The sequence below is a fragment of the Streptomyces sp. DvalAA-14 genome, assembly GCF_900091855.1.
In the GTDB taxonomy this organism is placed as follows: Bacteria; Actinomycetota; Actinomycetes; order Streptomycetales; family Streptomycetaceae; genus Actinacidiphila.
Window position 1 is genome coordinate 1 of record NZ_FMCH01000295.1, and the last position, 1,902, is coordinate 1,902.

The 1,902-nt window shown below is 71.7% G+C and carries 1 protein-coding gene and 1 pseudogene; one reads left to right on the forward strand and one right to left on the reverse strand.

The genetic code is table 11. The features are described from left to right. Window positions 1-993: nitric oxide synthase oxygenase (locus GA0115240_RS14850; protein ID WP_256069809.1), on the reverse strand; the 993-nt coding region annotated here is incomplete at its 3' end. 385 nt (window positions 994-1,378) lie between these two features. On the opposite strand from GA0115240_RS14850, the pseudogene GA0115240_RS14855 reads away from it, so the two are divergent. Continuing rightward, window positions 1,379-1,902, forward strand: a pseudogene (locus GA0115240_RS14855) (glycogen debranching enzyme); the annotation flags it as partial.

A 1,902-nucleotide genomic window follows, 5' to 3' on the forward strand; every position in this document is an offset into this window, starting at 1 on the left:
CGCGCCCGAGATGGGCGGCACGATCCACGACCACTCGGCCCCGACCTCCCGGCCCTTGCGTCCCTCACGGGCCAGATGCTGCAGGAAGCGCCTCGACTCGCTGTGGTGGTCGGTGATGGTGACCCCGGCCCGGTCGAAGGAGTGCAGCACCGCCCGGTTGAGTTCCACCAGCGCCCGGTCCTTCCACAGCGAGCGGTCGTCGCCAGTGTCCAGGCCCAGGCTCTCCGCCACCCGCGGCAGCAGGTCGTACCGGTCGGTGTCGGCCAGATCGCGCGCCCCGATCTCGGTGCCCATGTACCAGCCGTTGAAGGGCGCCGCCGGATAGTGGATCCCGCCGATCTCCAGGCACATGTCGGAGACGGCGGGCACCGCGTGCCAGCGCAGCCCCCAGCGGGTGCTCCAGTCCCGGTCCGGATGGTCGATCGGCACCTCCAGCACGGCGTCGGGTGGCAGCGGGAAGATCCGCGGCCCGTGCGCGGCGTCCTCGACGATCAGCGGCAGCACGTCGAACTTGGTCCGCCGGTCGGCGGCCCAGCCCAGCCGCAGGGCCAGATCGGTCAGGACCGCGTTGTGCGGGTCGCCGGTCACCCCGCCGCCGGAGTCGCGGTGGCCGGCGTAGCGGATGAGCTGGTCGCTGCGGATCCGCGGGCCGGGCTCGTCCGGCGTGTCCGGCGCGAACACCGAGATCACCGGCCGGATCCGGCCCTCGTTGGTGGCCAGCCGCAGATGGTTGGCGCACTCCACGGCGACTCCGGCCGCGTCGCCGACGTGGCGCAGATCACGGACCTGGAGCGAGCGCCAGTACAGCCGGCCGATGCAGCGGTTGCTGTTGCGCCAGGCGACCCGGGCGCCGAACGCCAGTTCCTGCGCGGTGTGCCGGTAGCTGCCGGTCGCGGCGAGTTCCGCCTCCACCGCTGTGAGCCTGCGCCCCAGCGGGCCCGCCGGTTCCTCCTGGTGGTGCAGGCGCAGGAACTCCTCGGCCCGCCGCCACACCTCCGCCCGGTCCCGGTGGCCGCCCCCGCCCGCGCCCTCGCCGCCCGGCGGCTCGTCCTGCTCCGGTTCGGTCTTCCCCGGCCTGCTGCGAAGTCTCCGTATCACGCGGACTCCCGTTCGACGGCGCTGGGACGAGGCCCGACGATGCCCCCCTTCCGGCTCCGCCGCGTGCATTTATCCACAACCGTCCGGAGCTGGTCCCGCCCGGCCCGCATCGGATCACCGCTGGCCACGCGGCGGACCGGAACCGATCACTTCGCGGCCATCGGCGACCGCCGGTTCCCGACACCTGGCCAGGCCATCGTCATGTTTTCGGGTTCGCGGGGCAGACGAGCGGATACGTCCGCCGGGAGTGCCTGGCCGGAAGGTGCTGAGGGGGCAAAGGATGCAGAAGTGGAATGGCCGTCCCTTTCCATTGGGGGCCACGTACGACGGCGCGGGAACGAATTTCGCGCTTTTCTCGGAGGTCGCCGAGAAGGTGGAACTCTGCCTGATCGACGATGCCGGGCGCGAGCAGCGGGTGGAGCTCACCGAGGTCGACGGATTCATCTGGCACGCGTATCTGCCGGGAGTGGGTCCGGGTCAGCGGTACGGGTTCCGGGTGCACGGTCCGTACGATCCGGGGCGGGGGCACCGGTGCAATCCGGCGAAGCTGCTGCTGGACCCCTACGCCAAGGCCGTCGACGGCCAGGCCGACGGCGACGAGTCGCTGTTCGGCTACCCGTTCGCCGACCACAACGGCGTCAACACCGCCGACAGCCTCGGGCACACCATGCTCTCGGTGGTCGTGGACCCCTCCTTCGACTGGGGCGGCGACACGTCGCCGGGTCACTCGTACCACGACTCGGTGGTCTACGAGGCGCATGTGCGGGGGTTGACGCAGCGGCATCCGGGGCTGCCGGAGAAGCT